The sequence below is a fragment of the Gelidibacter salicanalis genome (assembly GCF_007997285.1).
GTDB lineage: Bacteria > Bacteroidota > Bacteroidia > Flavobacteriales > Flavobacteriaceae > Gelidibacter > Gelidibacter salicanalis.
Map to the genome: position 1 here is coordinate 1 of NZ_VORX01000013.1, position 18,530 is coordinate 18,530.

General features: G+C 37.6%; 13 protein-coding genes, 2 tRNA genes and 1 rRNA gene. 11 read left to right on the forward strand and 5 right to left on the reverse strand.

The genetic code is table 11. From position 1 onward, the window contains the following. Positions 1-7 precede the first annotated feature (7 nt). Both rrf and ES711_RS16010 read left to right on the forward strand, forming a co-directional pair. A 5S ribosomal RNA gene (gene rrf / locus ES711_RS16005) occupies positions 8-116 on the forward strand. A gap of 183 nt (positions 117-299) precedes the next feature. Next, the gene (locus tag ES711_RS16010; RefSeq protein ID WP_146894319.1) at positions 300-2,741 is read left to right on the forward strand and encodes a helix-turn-helix domain-containing protein; all 2,442 of its coding nucleotides are present in this window, start codon (positions 300-302) and stop codon (positions 2,739-2,741) included. Between the two features lie 144 nt (positions 2,742-2,885). Here the strand turns inward: ES711_RS16010 and ES711_RS16015 are convergent, their stop codons facing one another. The 5 genes from ES711_RS16015 to ES711_RS16035 all read right to left on the reverse strand — a co-directional run bounded on the left by ES711_RS16015 (position 2,886) and on the right by ES711_RS16035 (position 11,910). Further along, the gene (locus ES711_RS16015) at positions 2,886-4,793 is read right to left on the reverse strand and encodes an alpha/beta hydrolase (protein ID WP_146894320.1); all 1,908 of its coding nucleotides are present in this window, start codon (positions 4,791-4,793) and stop codon (positions 2,886-2,888) included. A gap of 379 nt (positions 4,794-5,172) precedes the next feature. After that, positions 5,173-7,053 carry a serine hydrolase domain-containing protein gene (locus ES711_RS16020; protein WP_146894321.1) on the reverse strand — a complete coding sequence of 627 codons (1,881 nt, stop codon included), beginning with the start codon at positions 7,051-7,053 and terminating at the stop codon, positions 5,173-5,175. 313 nt (positions 7,054-7,366) lie between these two features. Then, complete coding sequence (locus ES711_RS16025; protein WP_146894322.1) at positions 7,367-9,517, reverse strand: prolyl oligopeptidase family serine peptidase; 2,151 nt, start codon at positions 9,515-9,517, stop codon at positions 7,367-7,369. Between the two features lie 133 nt (positions 9,518-9,650). Then, positions 9,651-10,502, reverse strand: coding sequence for a helix-turn-helix domain-containing protein (locus ES711_RS16030; protein WP_146894323.1), 852 nt, complete (start codon positions 10,500-10,502; stop codon positions 9,651-9,653). Between the two features lie 265 nt (positions 10,503-10,767). Beyond that, positions 10,768-11,910: an acyl-CoA dehydrogenase family protein gene (locus tag ES711_RS16035; protein WP_146894324.1), complete on the reverse strand. Its 1,143-nt coding sequence runs from the start codon at positions 11,908-11,910 to the stop codon at positions 10,768-10,770. An 89-nt stretch (positions 11,911-11,999) separates the two neighbouring features. Here ES711_RS16035 and ES711_RS16040 point away from each other — a divergent pair, with 89 nt between their 5' ends. From ES711_RS16040 to ES711_RS16415, 9 genes are all read left to right on the forward strand, one after another. Next, a complete protein-coding gene (locus ES711_RS16040) occupies positions 12,000-13,064 on the forward strand; it encodes an anhydro-N-acetylmuramic acid kinase (RefSeq protein ID WP_146894325.1) in 1,065 nt (354 codons plus the stop codon). A gap of 124 nt (positions 13,065-13,188) precedes the next feature. Then, positions 13,189-14,415 carry a Glu/Leu/Phe/Val dehydrogenase dimerization domain-containing protein gene (locus tag ES711_RS16045; protein WP_146894326.1) on the forward strand — a complete coding sequence of 409 codons (1,227 nt, stop codon included), beginning with the start codon at positions 13,189-13,191 and terminating at the stop codon, positions 14,413-14,415. A 200-nt stretch (positions 14,416-14,615) separates the two neighbouring features. Continuing rightward, positions 14,616-15,311: a MotA/TolQ/ExbB proton channel family protein gene (locus ES711_RS16050; protein WP_211363139.1), complete on the forward strand. Its 696-nt coding sequence runs from the start codon at positions 14,616-14,618 to the stop codon at positions 15,309-15,311. A 115-nt stretch (positions 15,312-15,426) separates the two neighbouring features. Then, positions 15,427-15,819 carry an ExbD/TolR family protein gene (locus ES711_RS16055; protein ID WP_146894327.1) on the forward strand — a complete coding sequence of 131 codons (393 nt, stop codon included), beginning with the start codon at positions 15,427-15,429 and terminating at the stop codon, positions 15,817-15,819. Between the two features lie 42 nt (positions 15,820-15,861). Further along, positions 15,862-16,749, forward strand: a complete 888-nt coding sequence (locus ES711_RS16060) for an energy transducer TonB (protein ID WP_146894328.1) — start codon at positions 15,862-15,864, stop codon at positions 16,747-16,749. 1 nt (position 16,750) lies between these two features. Then, entirely contained in the window at positions 16,751-17,968 is a 1,218-nt protein-coding gene (locus tag ES711_RS16065; RefSeq protein ID WP_146894329.1) for a bifunctional folylpolyglutamate synthase/dihydrofolate synthase, read from the forward strand. A 60-nt stretch (positions 17,969-18,028) separates the two neighbouring features. Further along, a tRNA-Val gene (locus ES711_RS16070) sits at positions 18,029-18,103 on the forward strand. A gap of 41 nt (positions 18,104-18,144) precedes the next feature. Continuing rightward, positions 18,145-18,219 (forward strand) — tRNA-Val (locus ES711_RS16075). 51 nt (positions 18,220-18,270) lie between these two features. Further along, positions 18,271-18,530: hypothetical protein (locus ES711_RS16415; protein ID WP_211363141.1), on the forward strand; the 260-nt coding region annotated here is incomplete at its 3' end.

An 18,530-nucleotide genomic window follows, 5' to 3' on the forward strand; every position in this document is an offset into this window, starting at 1 on the left:
TAAAGCTTAAGGTGGTTATAGCGACGGGGCTCACCTCTTACCATTCCGAACAGAGAAGTTAAGCCCGTTTGCGCCGATGGTACTGCACCTCGTGGGAGAGTAGGACATCGCCTTTTTTAGAGAATCCTCAACATTTATTTGTTGAGGATTTTTTTGTTTATACAACTCTCGATATACTTCTGGAAACACCACTTTTCCTATTGCACACATTACAAATGATGCGGTGGTATTTTTAAGTATTCTCTCTGCTACAATCTTATCGATTTTCCGTAAATTCAAATCCGCTTAGAAAACGTGACATGGACACCAATAAAGAATTAGAATTAGCCAAGGATTTTGTTAATAATACCAACCGCAGTATTTTTTTAACCGGAAAAGCGGGCACGGGTAAAACAACCTTTCTTCACAATTTAAAAAAGGATTCTTTAAAACGTTTGGTTGTTGTGGCTCCAACTGGAGTGGCAGCTATTAACGCCAAAGGCGTTACCATTCACTCCTTCTTTCAACTGCCATTCGGTCCTATTCTTCCGGATGCGGAACTCGGGAATTCTGGTGGGTTCAATAAAAAATTCAGTAGAACTAAAATTGATATCATCAAATCAATGGACTTGCTCATTATTGATGAGATCAGTATGGTACGTGCCGACGTCCTAGATGCCATCGATAAAACATTACGACGTTATAGAACACGCGATAAAGTATTTGGAGGTGTTCAAGTCTTAATGATTGGGGATTTACAGCAATTATCACCCGTGATTAGAGAAAATGAATGGCAATTATTAAAGCCGTATTACCAAACTGGATTCTTCTTTAGTAGTAGAGCGTATCAGGAAGCCAACACAATCACTATCGAACTCAGACATATCTACCGACAGGAAAATCCTAAATTCATTGAGATTCTAAATGAAATTAGGAATAATACTTTGTCTGTTGCAGCTGCCGAAGAGTTGAATAAGCGTTACATCAAAGATTTTAGCCCTGACCCTAAGGAAGGCTATATAGAACTGACTACTCATAATAATCGCGCAGAACGTGCTAATAGTGCAGAGTTGGAAGCAATATCATCTAAAGAGAAAAGGTATCGCGCAAAAATTGAAGGCAAATTTCCTGAATTCTCTTATCCCAACAGTGAAGAAGTGAGGTTGAAGGTTGGCGCCCAAGTGATGTTTATCAAAAATGATAGTTCACCTGAAAAACGATATTTTAATGGAAAAATAGGCAAGGTCATTTTACTCGATAAGGATGAAGTCGTTGTAGGTTGCCCTGACGACGATTTTAATATTGTTACTACTCCTGAAGTTTGGGAGAATATAACTTATACTGTACACCCAGAAACAAAAGCCATCACTGAAGATAAAATAGGTTCCTTTACCCAAATGCCCTTGCGATTGGCTTGGGCTATCACCATTCATAAAAGTCAAGGTTTGACCTTTGAAAAAGCCATAATTGATGCCCAAGGTGCGTTTGCACACGGACAAACCTATGTTGCCCTAAGTAGGTGTAAATCCTTAGAAGGGTTGGTGCTGAAGAGTAAAATTGATTCCAATCAAATTATTAACGATGCGCACGTTACGTCATTCAATAAAACCGCTGAAGCGCAACAACCGAATGAAACCATTTTGCATTCTGCCAGAGCAACTTTTCAATTGGAAGGGATTCATGAGATATTCGACTTTTATAAATTTTTGTTTCCAATTAATCGGTTGTTGGATGTTTTTTATAAAAATAGAGGCAGCATTACTGGTCGTATAGAAGAGCCTTTAACAGCAGTAAAAGATGTGATCCCTATGTTGTTAAAAGTAAGTAATGGTTTTAATACTCAGCTACGGCAAATCTCTGATAACGATGTGTTGCCCGAGCATAATGAAACCATTCAGGAACGTTTCGCAAAAGCTTTAATCTATTTTAGAACGGAAATAGAACAGAAGGTTGTAGCTCCTATCAACGCGTTAAGCTTTACAACAGATAATAAGGCCATAGAAAAGGAGATTGAAAAACAATTGGAGACGCTTGACGAGCTCTTGACGATCAAGCGCTCATACTTTAACGGATTTGAAAATGGTTTCTCCACCCAAGAGTTTCTTGAATTACGGGCAAAATCTGTGTTCTTAAAGAAAAATGCGCCCAAAAAAGCCAAGTCTACTATAGTAGATGGCACCGTAAATATTGAGTTGTTTGAATTATTGCGTGAATTGCGAAATGAAATTGCTGCTGAAAATGACTTGGTTCACTATCAGATCTTTACGCAAAAGGCACTTTATGAAATTTGTGAAGTGCTCCCTATCAATAAAAAGCAACTTTTAGAAATCAACGGATTTGGAAAAGTGCGCGTAGATAAATATGGCAGTCAAATTTTAGAAGTGATCCGTGCCTATTGTGATGAAAATAATATTGAAACCGAAGACACTATTGAATTTGAAGAGGATCCAAAACCGAAAAATAAAATAAAGAAAGGTGACTCACATTTAACGACTTTGGAATTATTCCAAGCTGGAAAAACCATCTTCGAAATTGCACAAGAACGTGAATTAACTACAGGTACCATTTTTGGTCATTTATCAAAATTTGTTTCTTCGGGAGAAGTTAAAGTGACTGATTTAATTTCAGAAGCCCATTTTAATGAACTTACACAACTCATACCAAAGCATAAGTTTGAAAATCTTACCGATTTAAAACGGCAGTTGGATGATAAATATAGTTACAATGATATTCGTTTAGTTCTTAATTCTATTACAAAATAGCAAATAATAGCACCTGCATAATATTAAGACTCTTGAATTGAAATATAACAACTGTAATATTTATATCAATTTATAGGGTTTCTTATATTCTTTTTAATATAATAATTATCGGGTAAATCCAATGTTGCCTGATTATTAGACACCCTATAAAAAGTTGGGAATTAAAGCGTAATTAAAAGCAATGACACAAAAAATAATAAATGCTGCCATTGCCATTTTGTGAATGACTAAAAAACTCTCTTTTTTTATAAGTTTTACAAACAGGATAACGCTTATTAATATTATTATCGGTACTAGCCATAAGATGTAATTGGCAGTCTTGATCAAACCTAAAATTATCAAAACAGGATTTTCTTCTACTGTTTGTGCTATAATTAGAGAGAAAACAATAAGCATTGTTAAAATTAGAAATGAATTCACGGTAACCCAATTGCTTATGTCTGAGCTTCTTCTTCGTGCTAGGCTTATCACTCCATAAATAAAGCTATAGAGGCTTATTAAAACGACAAGTGCTAATCCAATAATCAAGAACCAATTTAACGTAAACAAATCGGTAACTAGGGTTTCAATTTTCAAGTTTTTATAATAATCCGACACAAAAATAATATCGTTTTCACCCAGTGCATTTATGCAATTATTTACGGGTTTTTCATTAGGGTTTTTTAAAAAGGCCAATGCTATTTCAGTACCGCAGGCTTCGCTAGTTACACCGTGGCCCACCTTTGGGATGTTAAAATAATAGTGGTTTTTAAAACTAGGTCTTATGCTTTCGCTCCAAGACGGAGGCGTTATGGGGTCATAGCTTCCTGCAAAAATTAAAGTGGGAACATCGGTTTTAATTGGCAAAATTGATAAACTGTCTGGAATGATTCGATTATCTGTATAATAAAAATCCCGTAAATTTTCATCGAGAATAAATTCCTCATCTTCATCCTGAGTTGCTTTCAAAAGTGATTTGGTTTGATCACGCATCATTTTTGCGTCATAAGTGTAAATAATAGGAAATACAAATTCTCCTGTTAATGATGAGCTGTTGTTCTTTGGAAAAGCATAATATTTTGAAATGGCTCCTTTTTCTTTATTAATCATGCTCTCAATTACCAATGGAATATAGGGAAATAGAGACCTTCTATAAAGCATAAAAAATAATATGGCATTCGCATTGTCTCTGCCAAATTTAATACTATCCTCTTTTTCGGTTTTTATCTCTAAAGGATGTTCTTCCAAGCTTTGGAGAAATGCTTTGTAGCGCGCTTTCAATTTGGGATACTTGGCACTACAATCGGGATCATTGGCACAATCAGAAAGAATAGAATTAAGACTGTTGCTGAAATTTGTTGATAATTCTGCGTTAACCGGATAACCCATGGGAACATTGGAATCTAAAATCGCAGAGCGTATGTTAATACTAGAGTCTTCAGCAAAGCGGATAAAATTTTGTATTGTCAAAGTGCCATTTGAAATCCCGAATAAATTGTAACTTTCATATCCCAAATTTTCCGCCAGTAAGAGTCCGTCTTTGGCATTGGTATCTGTGCCAAACATATTGATATCGATATTATTTTCTTCCAGCGCATCAAGAATTTTATTAGTTCTACGGGTCGTGTATTTACTCATTCCCTCTGGATTTTCCGGTGGATTTTCCTCGTCGTAAGCTGGCTTTAGGTTACTTAAATCTGGTTCAGAATATCCCAAGCCTCTATAATCATAAAGAATCATATCTCTATCTGCGGTCAATTTATGATGCGTCCAAGTTCCTAATCTGCTAATGGATTCGGCTCCCCATCCTCCCATTAAATAGAGTATTGGGTCTGGCTTACTATTTCCATTTCTTGCTTTAATAATGACAAAGGCAATTTGGTAGGTTTTATTGGTCGGATTCGAATAATTTTCCGGAACCGTGAGATATCCGAATTCAATCTTGGCTCCGTTATCCGATAGAGAGCAATCCTCTAAGAAACATTCTGATTTCGTTATTTTTCCTATGTCCTGTGCTGTTGCATAGTGCATTGAAACAATCACACTGATTAATAAAGCGATTAAATTTCTCATGATCTTTAATTTACAGGGTTTGGAATGAAGTGCATTATTTTTGTACGACTTGAACTAAGTTGCTGTTGGGGGTTTGTGCTAATTTTACCCTTGTGTTGTTATTTCATTTAATATTTTGACCGATGTTGGTTTTTGTTACTGACATCTTATGGCTTGCAAAATTCTAAGCATAAAGCTTTAAACCAACTTGCATGCTCATATTTATCAGAGTTAATCATTACCTGTTGTTTCATCCATAAATTCAAAAAGTTTAATAAACGCGGTCCATTCAGTGTAAAGAAATATTACCCATCCGATATTGTTGGTGGAAAACAGCAACAATGGCTTATTTATAGATTTTTACTTTTATTGATTACTGAATATTTTTAGTGTGTTACTTTTAATTCCATGTTGGTACTATAGCTCCCCACCATAAAAAATAACAAGCAGCCAAAAAGTGTAAACATATTAAAGCTGCAGAATACCAATACGTTAGTTTTTTAATTTTCGATTTGCGCACCCTAAACAGATAATACACCGACCATAATGATATCAGGACAAAAGCCACCAAGCATACAAAAAGCGTAATTGAGGGTAAGGTTACATTACCAAAAACCTCAGAAAAATCTGAATATTCTAAGGAGATTGTAATAAGGGCCACTACCACAAACACACTTGACATAAGTGGCCATAATCGAATCCAAATATTTTGACCACCAGCCAACTTCCCCGTCCAGAAACGAATTGCCCAAATTACCCCAAAAAGAATGGCCGTTATCATTCCCAAAACCCATAAAATCAATATAAAAAGTTGACCAAAAACCACGATTGCTGAAACAGGTTTTAAAACTTGGACACCCTCTTGATAAACTTCCCCCGCAAGTGGGTCATGCGCCCTCACCATGGATATTTTACCTGTTTCTGGCGATACAAATTGATTTTCATTCAGCTGAATATAGCCTCTTAGGTCCTCTCCGCCCAAAGCACTATTGATAAACAGCGTATCCTTTTTATATGATATTTTCTGTACTCTAAAAAGACGGTTTAAAAAATTAAATTGTTGGTATCTCGGATTTATATCTAGATAATATCCACTTACATCTGCTTCATTCTTTGTTGTTAGGTTTGTGCCTTTCGAATGTACGTCTATAATGTCTTTCAATTGGAAAGCTCGTATGAGGTTTATGATACGTTGCATTGCTTGCCTATCACTTGAATTGGTCATGACGGCATATCCAAGGTTATATTCCGGTAAGTAAGATAAATCGGCCAGTGCGCTCTTAACGCTACCCGCATGCTTTCGGTAAACCGCGTTTTTGTAGGGTGAAGAGGAGTTAGATAATTCGTAGCCAACTTCTAATCCAGCTTTGGCGCCAATAGTTGTAGTGGGTGTTTCCATGCGTTGTAGTGAGGCTTCGCTAATAAGTTGCACACTGTCAATTTTCCCTCTATTTATAAAGAACGACACCATATTGGCCACGTCTGTGGGTGTGGCATTGATAGAACCCACAGGTCTCATTAATACATTCCAGATAGTTGCCTGTTTTCCATCTATATAAAGTTTTGCACCATGTTGTTTGTATGCTTCCGAATCAGTAAAATAAGTCATACTCTCCATACCCATCGGATCAAAAAAAGTCTCTTGAATATAATCTTCAAAAGTTTTACCAGTAATTTTCTCTACAATGTATGCAGCAACGCCTGGACCTGAATTGGAATAGGCAAATCGTGTGCCCGGTACCCAACGTGAAATGCGAGAATGGGGATGAAAATCAATGGCTTCTTTGAGACTTAGATTTAAGCCGTCGGTAGCTATTTCAACATCATGGTAGTCATCCCAACCAGTAGTGTGCTCTAGTAAGTGTTCTACCAGAATTGGTGAAGTCTCTTGCCATGGATTTTCAAACTCAACTTCGGGCACGAGGTCTCTTACTTTGTCTTTTAGGCTTAGCAAGCCTTCTTCCTGTAGCTTAAGTAGAGCAAGTGAAACAAACATTTTAGAAACTGAACCGATACGGAACATCGTCTTTTCATCTGCATCTATGTCATTTTCAACATCTGCTTTGCCCAATGTTTTCGTCCAAACCACACCGTCTTGGTTTACCAATGTAAGTCCTACAGCAGGTGTTTTTGTTTCTTCCAAAACGACTTCTATGGCACTTTGCAATTCAGGTATTGAAGTCGGGAGTATGGCTTCTTTTTCTTGACTAAACAATGGACTTGCCTGTAAGAAAAAGAAAAGAAGAAGAGAACCTCGAACTGAAAAATGATTTATTTTCATAAAATCCACTATTTATTTAGTTTATTGATGGCATACAAATTTGTAAGCTTTTAAACCAGCTTACATATTCGTTTTAATCAGATCGGCTTCTATTGCTCAATCCACTGTACAGAAATAATACCCATTTAAAACTGTTGGTGGAAAACACCAACAAGGGCCAAACTTTTTTAATTGTCAGAAACCACATGTGTCCTAATTCAAATTCCTTACCCAGTTCCTTTTAAAAAAAAAGTATTTCCTGACGTTTTTATAGGACATAATTAGGGGAATGAGAATAAAATTAGATATTAGTACTATACAATTTTTTGAACTTTTATTTTGGCTGAAATTTTGGATGACCAGATTGCCAGTAAAAAAATGAAAACACATTCGCAAAACTTTCAAATGCCTTGGTTTTATTATCTCCTATCCCGTGACCACTTTCAAAATCGGTTAAAAATAAAATAGGAGCATCTGAGGATGTATAGTTTTGAGCTTTGGCAGCGAATTTAGCCGGCTCCCAGGCAATAACCCGGGGATCATTCATTCCGGCTGTAATAAGCATGGCTGGATAGTCCACTCCTTTTTTTAAGGCATGAAATGAATCCATGGCCAATAAGCCTTTGAATTCAGCTTCGTCTTTGACTGTACCAAATTCAGGTGTATTTACTGGACCATTTGGAGATTCTTCCATTCTTACAGTATTCATTGCTCCTACTTCTGGTGCTGCTGCAACAAAAAGATCTGGTCTTTCAGTAATAGATCTACCCACAAATATTCCACCAGCACTTCCGCCCCAAATCGAGAGTTTATCAGAACTTGTGTAACCCTCATTGATTAGATACTCTGCGGTGGCAATAGCATCTTTCCATGTATTTGGCTTATTCTGCTTTTGCCCTGCCCTATGCCAAACATCGCCTAATTCCCCACCACCTCTAACATGAGGCACTACTAAAATTCCTCCATAAGTAGTATAAGCAAGGGTTATAGGACTAAAAAATGGATTCATAGAAAACCCATAAGAACCATAACCATAGATCACAGCGGGATTATTGCCATCCATCTTTAAATCTTTATTATGGATTATTGAAACTGGAACCTCTATGCCATCATGTGATTTTATCATAATTTCTTTAACCACAAGATCATTTAGTTCGGGATATTCAGCAGGAGAACTTAAATTTTGTAAAGTAAATTCATCTTCTTTGGCATTATAGTGATAGCGTTTTGAAGGTTGGGTCCATCCAGCAAGGTTTACCCAAACATCATCTGCTGATCCTTCTGTGCCCGAAAGCCCAATACTCCCTGCCACAAATGGCAATGTAATTTCTCTGGATTCATCTGAGTCTTCGGGAAGAAAAAATAAGCGACTGTGTACGCCATTCTCCTTGATGGCATAAAACAATCCTAAATTATTGGCATAGATACCAGTTATATTTCCATTTTTTGGTTCCTTAACAACTACTTTTCCTGAACTTGGTGAGGGATCTTCCAGAGAAGATTTTATCACTTTATAGTTAGGAGCATCCTTAAAAGTCAAATAATAAAATCCGTGATTGGTGAAACTTGGGATTCCTACCATATCTTCTTTTGTAGCGACTTGCTTCCATTTCCCTGGAATTTTATTAGACAATGCCATATATAATTTAACCGCTTTGTCCACACTAAGCGCAGCGGCATAATACCCATCAGTAATATCATCATATATCATGACAGGCATTTCCATAGGACTAATGTTTAATTCTGGATTTGTAGTATTTGAGAATACCGGAACATCATTTTTTGGATCATCTCCCAGAATATGTCGATAGGTTTGCATACTCATTTTCCGGGTCATATCTGTAACATCGGCGGAATTTAATCTCGGATAAAAAATTGCCTCATCACCTTTATCCCAACTAACGAAGGAAGCCAGTTCCACAGTTTCCAAATGCTGTGTTCCGTCCTTATCTATAAATATAACTTCCGCGGTTTCTGAACCATTTGGCGCAAGCATTACTGCAACCATTTCACCACTAATATTAGGCTGTATTCCATCGATAGTATAATTCTCTTTTCCAGAGGCTTTATAATTTTCGGGATCAAAAATTAGTGATTCTGCACCTTCATAGCCCTTTCTATAATAAAGCTTTCCGGTTTCATCTTCAGGACGACGTTTTAAATAGTAGTAATCATTATTTTTCGAGATCAATAAACTTGAAACAATGGAGCTTCGCCTGCTGTCCATTTCAAGCATTTTTTGCATCATATCTTCTTTTCCGGGGATTTTATCAAGAACAGATTTAGCATAATTGGCGCTTTCTTTCATCCATTTGAGAACTTTTGGATCCTGCATATCTTCCATATACCGGTAATCATCTTCAACCTGAATACCATGATAGGTATCCATTACTTTTTCTAGTTCTAAATTTTTGGGTGGTGCAATTTCTTGGGCAAATAACTGTAGAGATGCAAGGAAAACTAAAATGGGAACAATTTTTTTCATGATTTTTAGTTTTAAAGAAATATTAATATTAGATGATTCTTATTGGTATGCTCTTTAAAGATATAAGAGAATATTAATAGTTGCTTGTATAATTCCGCCATTTATGAACTGATTTTCAAGTATATAGTGTGTATTATAGCGTTTTTTGTCGATGATTAGTCAGCAATGCTTTTGAAGCCAAAACTTCTTGAAGAAAATTAAATCGTTCCACTTGGAATTTTGATGGACTCACCCCGCAATATTTTTTAAAATCTTTGGAGAAATGTGGAAAATCGTAATAGTTGAATAAGACGCTCAATAATTGATAATCTGTAGAAGTCTCTGCTTTTATTTCGCTCAACATAAAATTGAACCTAACGAGGCGCTTATAAGTTGAAGCTGTGATACCTACCATGCGCTTAAAATTCTTTTCTAAATAGCGCTCGCTTATGCCAAGTTTTTCCGTAAGTGCTTTAATGGAACAGCATCCATAATTTTCTTTTATGAGATGGATGGCGGAGTCTATAACATTTGGCTGTGGTTGAAGCGATGAAAGCTGATCCATAAAAAGACCTTCAAGAAGTTGTATTCTTGATTTTAGTGATTGTTCTGCATCAAAATTGTTCGTGAATTCTTGAGGGATTATTTCAAAAATGGAGGAGATTGCTACAGCGTGATTTGAAAGTGCTGGCATATTAGGTTTGAAAAGATGCCATAATCCTGAGGGTTGAAATGTAACGCCATAAAGTTCAACCATTGTTGAGTTCGAATTAATATAATAACGCTCGGTTTGTTGGCCTACAGCGTAGAATTTAGGTAGTTGTTGTTTTTTATTTCTCTGTAGTACATAAAAAGAACCGTGTAAGTGAAACCCCATATGTGAATACCCGCTAGGAATACAAAACTCACTGATGCTATGCTCATAATCGGAGCTTTTGCATTTTATAGTATAATAAAATGCAATATAGGGTTGAAGACTGCTGGAAGGAAGATAAGTTTTAAACATTTCAAAATAGTTTATCTTGTGAATTCCCCTATAACTGTTATAGTTATATAATTTACGACTTTTTATTTTAACATAAGGTCTCCAATAAAATCTTTGTACTTAGAAGTGTTCGAGGGAAACATTGCGTTCCCTAACTGATGTATAGCGCTATTTTAAAAAATTTCGAAAATGGCGTCTTATGACTGACCAAAATTCGCAGTAGTGTTTAAAAAACATAGAGGCTGTCTTTTGGACAGCCTCTATGTTTACTAAAATTGCATTAAATTTATTCCTTAATCAAATTTCTCGATATGACAATTTTCTGAATCTCAGAAGTCCCTTCGTAAATCTGAGTAATCTTCGCATCACGCATCAAACGCTCCACATGATATTCTTTAACAAAACCATTTCCTCCGTGAATCTGAACTGCTTCCACAGTATGTTCCATCGCTACTTTAGAGGCATATAGTTTTGCCACCGCACTAGAGACATCATAGCTGTTGCCCTGATCTTTATCCCAAGCTGCCTTCATCACTAAATGACGTGCCGCTTCTATATCCACATACATGTCTGCCAATTTAAAGGCAATTGCTTGATGGTTGCAAATTTCAGTGCCAAATGCTTTGCGTACTTTTGAATATTTTAGAGCCAATTCATAAGCTCCTGCAGCAATACCCAAGGCCTGAGCCGCAATCCCAATCCGTCCCCCAGAAAGTGTTTTCATGGCAAATCTAAATCCTGCGCCATCTTCACCAATTCTATTTTCCTTTGGTACTTTTACATCGTTAAATTGTAAGGTATGGGTATCGCTTCCTCTAATGCCCAATTTGTCTTCTTTGGGTCCAATATCAAAACCTGGCATTCCTTTTTCAAGGATAAATGCATTGATTCCATGAGACCCTTTATGTTTATCCGTTTGAGCAATGACTAAATACACATCAGCGCGGCCACCACTAGTGATCCAGTTTTTGGTGCCGTTTATAATATAATGATCTCCTTTATCTTCTGCGGTGGTTCGTTGCGACGTCGCGTCACTACCAGCTTCCGGTTCACTTAAACAAAAGGCTCCGATAAACTCTCCAGTAGCAAGTTTGGTAAGATATTTTTGCTTCTGTTCTTCATTAGCAAAGGTTTCTAAACCGTAACACACCAAGGAGTTATTTACCGATACAATAACGGAAGCAGAAGCATCTATCTTAGATAGTTCTTCCATAATTAACACATAAGAAATGGCATCCATACCACTTCCTCCATACTTAGGATCGACCATAATTCCCATAAAACCTAACTGTCCCATTTTTTTGACAAGTTCGTCCGGAAACGTCTGCTTATTGTCGCGTTCGATGACACCCGGAAGGAGTTCCGTGTTCGCAAAATCGCGAGCAGCGTCGCGTACTAATTTATGTTCTTCAGAAAGCTTAAAATCCATAAGTATTGTGCGTATTGGTTTATTTTAAAGTGGTTGCAAAGATAAGATTTTACGAGCATTTTATCAATTTGATTGATTATTTTTACGTTATGGATCAAAATTACTACAACGTTTTAGGAATAATGTCAGGCACATCCTTGGATGGCATCGATGTGGCATATTGTACATTTGAAAAAACAGACACATGGAAATTCGAAATTAAAGCTGCAGCAACCTATCCTTATCCTAAAGAATGGCTTTCAAAATTGAAGAATTTGGTCACATTGAATCTGGAAGAATTAAAAACTTTAGATGAGCGTTACACAAAGTTTTTAGGTGAAGTGATTCAAAAATTCCGCACTGAATATTCTATTGATAAATTAGATGCTGTATGTTCTCACGGGCATACCGCCTTACACCAACCCGAAAAAGGATTAACCTATCAAATTGGCAATCTTCCAAAACTGGCCAATCTATTACAAGAGCGGGTAGTGTGCGATTTTAGAGTAGATGACGTGGCCTTAGGAGGACAAGGTGCACCTTTGGTGCCTATTGGAGATCAATTATTGTTTGCGACATATGAGTTTTGTTTGAATCTTGGCGGCTTTGCCAACATATCAACCACTATAAATGGGGTAAGAATCGCCTATGATATTTGTCCAGTAAATATTGTGCTCAACCATTATGTAAACACCTTGGGCTTAGATTATGATGATGGCGGAAAAATTGCTGCATCTGGGAACGTGCATCAGCCTCTATTGGAGGCGCTGAATGCTTTAGATTTTTATAAAAGTCCGTATCCAAAATCCTTAGGATTGGAATGGGTAAAAACTGAAATTTTTCCGTTGATAGACAGTTTCCAGCTGACTATAAAAAATATTTTGAGAACGGTTGTTGAGCATGTTGCCATCCAAATTTCCAAGGAAATTAACCATCAGAAAAACGCTGCTGTATTGACTACAGGAGGTGGCGCGTTTAATACTTTCTTCATGGAGCGGCTAACCCACCGCACAACAAACGCTATCGTTATTCCTAATAAAGCCCTTGTTGAAAACAAAGAAGCCTTGATTTTCGCTTTCTTGGGAGTTCTAAAACTTCGCAATGACGTTAATTGCCTCAGCAGTGTCACGGGAGCGCAAAAAGACCATTCTTCTGGCAAAATATATTATCCATAATATTATTATAAATTTAATTTAAACCGAACCTTTGTTTTTTATATTTGCTAACGCAATTTATAGTCTCCTAGGCTAGAGTTTTTGCCACTTGTATATCATAATCCTATTGAACGAACAACACCAAATGAAAGAGTTACTGCAGAAGTACGAAGATAAGGAACCAGAAATTGTATTTAATTGGAAAGATCCAGAAACTGAAGCAGAAGGTTGGACAGTTATCAACTCTTTAAGAGGAGGAGCTGCAGGTGGTGGCACACGTATGCGCAAAGGGCTTAACCTGAATGAAGTATTGTCCTTGGCTAAAACCATGGAAGTGAAATTCACCGTTTCAGGTCCAGCCATCGGCGGTGCAAAATCAGGAATTAACTTTGACCCGCAAGACCCACGGAAGAAAGGCGTATTAGAGCGTTGGTATAAAGCGGTTTCACCGTTATTAAAAAGTTATTATGGCACTGGTGGCGACTTAAATGTAGATGAATTGCACGAGGTCATCCCGATGACCGAAGAAACTGGCGTTTGGCATCCGCAGGAAGGCGTTTTTGAAGGCCATTTTAAACCTACCCAAGCCGATAAAATTAACCGCATCGGGCAACTGCGCCATGGTGTAATTAAGGTTATCGAAAATCCAAAATATTCTCCAGATGTCAGTAGAAAATATACTGTAGCCGACATGATTACCGGGTTTGGCGTGGCGGAAGCGGTTAGACATTTTTATGACTGTCACGGAGATAGTGTAGAAGGCAAACGTGCCATTGTGCAAGGTTTCGGAAATGTGGGCGCTGCTGCGGCGTTCTATCTTGCTCAGATGGGTGCGAAAGTTGTGGGAATTATTGATGTTGTTGGTGGCTTGATTAATGAAGACGGCTTTACATTTGAAGAAATTAAATCGCTGTATCTCAATAAAACAGGTAATACGCTAGTTAGTGATGCGCTCATCCCATTTGAAGAGATCAATTCAAAAATTTGGGCGTTGGAAGCCGAGATGTTCTTGCCTTGTGCTGCGTCTCGTTTGATCACGCGTGAGCAGATCGATCAGATGGTAGATACCGGACTAGAAGTAATTTCTTGTGGCGCGAATGTACCATTTGCAGATAAAGAAATATTTTTTGGTCCGATAATGGAATATACGGATAATAGAGTAAGCCTAATTCCTGATTTTATATCCAATTGTGGGATGGCACGAGTGTTTGCCTATTTTATGGAACAAAAAGTTCAGATGACGGATGATGCTATTTTTAGTGATACTTCCAACCGAATTAAACAGGCCATAAAACGGGTGTATAGTAAAAATCAAAGCAAGACGGGTGTCAGTGAAACGGCATTCGAAATTGCATTAAACCAATTGGTATAGTCAATTTATACAGGTTTAGGAGATGCAGAAACCAGGTAAAAGCCAGTTGTAGAGCTGTATAAATCATCTAAAGATTCCCATGAATCGGCTTTCCAACCAAGTAAATTACCATTATGTTTACAGAACCCAATTTTAAATTATACTTAAGTTAAATTTTAGACGTTTAAACACTAATTACAAAAATTTTAATCATTACCTATATGATGTTACAGAATGAAATTCAAGAAGGGGCACAAATTGTTCCAGATGGTGAATCAGTAGAAAAAACCTTATCAATTATTGAATTGATTGGTAGCGGCGGTACCGCAGGGATGGTAATTATCGCCATTTTATTTGTCCTATTGGTTTTCGCAATTTATATTTATTTTGAACGATTATTCGCTATAAAAGCAGCCTCTAAGATTGATGCTAACTTTATGAATCAGATAAAGGATCACGTTAGTAATGGTAAAACAGATTCTGCTCAAATTTTATGTGCACATGTCAATACACCAGTGTCGCGCTTAATCAATAAAGGTATCAGCCGAATTGGAAAACCTTTAGAAGATATTAATACGGCAATTGAAAATGCAGGTCGATTGGAAGTTTATGAATTGGAAAGAAATGTCAGCGTTTTGGCAACCATTTCGGGAGTAGCTCCTATGATTGGATTTTTAGGAACCGTTATTGGGATGATCTTGTCCATTTTTGAAATCGCGAACGCAGGAGGCCAAATTGATATTAAATTATTGGCAGACGGACTTTACACCGCCATGACCACAACGGTTGGAGGATTGATTGTCGGTATTGTCGCTTATATGGCTTATAACCATTTAGTGGTTAAAACGGATAAAGTTGTGTATCAAATGGAAGCCCATTCCTTAGAGTTTTTAGACCATTTGAATGAGCCAATCTAATTCAGGAAGCTGATATTGGAGCGTTGTAGATCTTCAATCAGATGAATTAAGTATCCAAATACACAAACATGTATCTAAAGAAAGAAATAAGAACAATCTTGAGTAATGCGTATCTATGAATATAAGAGGAAGAAATAAAGTAACACCAGAATTCAATATGTCGTCAATGACGGATATTGTCTTCTTGTTGTTAATATTTTTTATGTTGGCATCAACTTTGGTAACCACTAATGCAATAGACATTCTGTTGCCAAAAGCAGATGGCAAAACCGAAAATAAAAAATCTGTAGCGGTGAGTATCACCAAAGATCTTAATTATTATATTGACCAAAGGCTTGTAGGAGAATCCGTTTTGGAGTATGAATTGAAGGAAGCATTGTCCAATTTAGATGAACCTACCATTGTTTTGCGAGCAGAAAAAACGGTATCAATTGAAAATGTGGTTAAAGTGATGGATATCGCCAACAGAAATAAATTTAAAGTGATTTTGGCCGTCAAGCCTAATTAAGTAAATTTTTAAAAGCAATAGTTGTAATTCCCAATAACACAAATGAAATATTTAGAGACCAAACATGAACGCAATTCTGCAAAAATCACCACCCTTATCGTGGTCATTTTGTTGTTGTTATTATTTGTGGTTGGGCCTCCCTATCTCGATCCACCTTTAGAATATGGTGTGGCAGTTAATTTTGGGAATTCAGAAGTAGGTAGTGGCGATGTACAACCTTTAAAACCAGTTAAATCTGAGCCAAAGGAAGTGGTCAGTGAGCCGGTGGTTAAAGAAACTAAGGTGGAAGAGACCAAAACGGAACCCACAAAATCAGCACAACCTGCAGAAAATGTCATGACCGCAGATAATGTAGAAGCGATTGCGATGAAAAAGCAAAAGGAAGCTGCAGATGCTAAAGCACAGGCAGAAGCGAAAGCCAAAGCCGACGTAGAACGAGCTCAAAAAGTTAAGGAGGCTGCAGAAGCGAAGAAACGTCAAGAAGAAGCGGATAAACGAGCAAAATTAGATGCGCTTATTGGTGGTGTTAAAAAATCTGATGGACAAACTACCGGAGGACAAGGTAATGACGGGAAACCTGGGGATAAAGGCCAATTAGATGGCGATCCTTATGCCCCAAGTTACTTTGGACAACCGGGAACTGGAAGCGGTGGCAGCGGTAGTGGCTACGGACTGAACGGTCGGGGCAGACCTACAAACGGTAAAGTTGTGCCTGATTGTGACGAAGAAGGGCGTGTGGTTGTAGAAATTCATGTGAACAGAGATGGTCGTGTGGTGAATGCCATTCCAGGGAAAAGGGGTACCACAGGGGACCTATGTCTCTACGAAGCCGCGCGTAAAACCGCAATGACTTATAAATGGCCATCTGATGCCAAAGCGCCCCCAACTCAAATAGGATTTGTAAAGATTGATTTTAGTGTAACTCAATAACATGACTTATCAAGATACTGTCAACTGGATGTTTCAACAGTTACCAATGTATCAAAACCAGGGCAAAACGGCTTACAAGGCCAACTTGGATAATACACTGCTTTTAACGAAACATCTACACCACCCAGAACGTAATTTTAAAAGCATTCATGTGGGGGGAACCAACGGGAAAGGATCCACCAGTCATATGCTCGCATCCATATTTCAGGAAGCTGGTTATAAGGTTGGCCTATATACCTCTCCACATCTCAAAGATTTTAGAGAACGCATTAAAATCAATGGAGCGGAAGTGTCCGAAGAATTTGTAGTAGACTTTATTGAAATTCATCAAGACTTTTTTAAATCGCACGCTTTGTCTTTTTTTGAGATGACGGTAGGAATGGCGTTTGATTATTTTTCTAAGGAAGGGGTTGATATTGCCATTATTGAAGTTGGTTTAGGTGGACGCTTGGATTCTACGAATGTTATTACTCCTGAAGTCTCCGTGATCACAAATATTGGTTTAGACCATACACAATTTTTAGGAAATACTTTAGAAGCCATTGCTTTTGAAAAAGGAGGCATTATAAAGCCACATGTACCTGTGGTGATTGGAGAAACCCAAATAGAGACAGCATCAATTTTTAAAGAACTTGCCCAAGAGCGCAATGCCATGTTGATCTTTGCGGATCAACAAAACGGGCCATCTTTTAAAAGTGATCTAAAAGGGTATTATCAGGAGATGAATAAGGCAACTGTGGTGGCCACTATAGAAGTGATGCGACAAAAAGCCTATGAGATCCCTTATGCTGCTTTAAAAGCAGGCTTTTTGAACGTAGTTAAAAACACGGGGTTGCAAGGTAGGTGGCAAGTGTTACAAACGCAGCCGAAGATTATTTGCGATACGGCACATAATAAGGAAGGTTTATCATATGCCATGGCGCAATTGTTGAATGAAGATTTTGAAGCGCTACATATGGTATTTGGCGTGGTAAACGATAAAGATGTCACTTCTATTTTACCACTATTACCTAAAGAGGCAACGTACTATTTCTGTAAACCCGATATTCCTCGCGGTTTGGAAGCCAAAAAATTAGAAAAAGTTTTCAAAGCGAATGGATTTTTTGGAACGGCTTACAAAAGTGTTTCTGAGGCTTTAAGTGCTGCGAAACAGCATGCTGCAATTTCAGATGTAATCTATGTTGGAGGAAGTACCTTTGTGGTAGCAGAAATAATTTAATTTTTTTTCAAAAAAGCTTTTGCAATATCAAAAACTCCATTATATTTGCATCCCGTAATAGGGCGATTAGCTCAGCTGGTTCAGAGCACCTCGTTTACACCGAGGGGGTCGGGGGTTCGAACCCCTCATCGCCCACTAAAGTTCATACTCTGTATGAACTTTTTTTATAGATACCAGGTCCATTAACTCAGCTGGTTCAGAGTGTCACGTCGACAACGTGGAAGTCACTGGTTCGAATCCAGTATGGACCACATCAAGCGGAATCCCAATATCGAAGATATTGGGATTTTTTGTTCCCAGAAATGCCAAGCTTTTTCAGCTTGCGCATTTCTGGGAACAAAAAATACAAAAGTGCATTTTTGCACTTTGGGATTTCATTTGCAGTAGCGGTACTGATCTGGATCAACAAAGTTAATCCATATCACTTAAAACTAGAAATGCCAAGCTTTTTCAGCTTGCGCATTTCTGGGAACAAAAAATACAAAAGTGCATTTTTGCACTTTGGGATTTCATTTGCAGTAGCGGTACTGATCTGGATCAACAAAGTTAATCCATATCACTT